At 76.8% G+C, this 535-nt stretch carries 1 pseudogene; it reads right to left on the bottom strand.

The features are described from left to right. Positions 1–535, bottom strand: a pseudogene (locus AC2W7M_RS27175) (hypothetical protein); the annotation flags it as partial.

Genomic DNA, 535 nt, shown 5'->3' on the forward strand with positions numbered 1-535 from the left:
GCCGCCTCCGGCGCGGCCCAGCCGCGGAACAGGCGCTCGCGCAGGCGGGCGAGCACGGCGAGGGTCGCGTCGTGGGTCACGAGCCGCTCGCCATAGCGTCCCGCGGTGCGCGTCAGCGCCAGGAGGCGGATGCCGGCGGCGGGCATGAAGACATCGAAGGCGATCGCCGTGGCCGAAAGCCCGGCGAGGGCCGAGGCGGTGATGAACCAGCCCGACAGTGCCAGCAGGCCGGCCCCGGCGAGCGCCGTCAGGGCCGCCAGCAAGGCCCCGCCGATGAGCGCGCCGCGTCGCTCGGCAAGGAACAGCCGCAGGATTGCCGCGAGCGCGGCCGTGCGCGGGTTCATGCCGCCGCCTCCTTCAAGGCCGGGGGCGAGGCGGATGATCCGGTCGGCCCTCGCGGCGAGTGCGGGATCGTGGGTGGCGAGGATGAGGGTGCGCCCGCGCGCGAGGCGGAACAGCGCGTCCGCCACCTCGCGCGCCGTGGCGCCGTCGAGGTGGGCGGTGGGCTCGTCGGCGAGGATGAGGCCGGCCTGCG

This window comes from Xanthobacter sp. BG11Y11_SDJG (assembly GCF_057364445.1).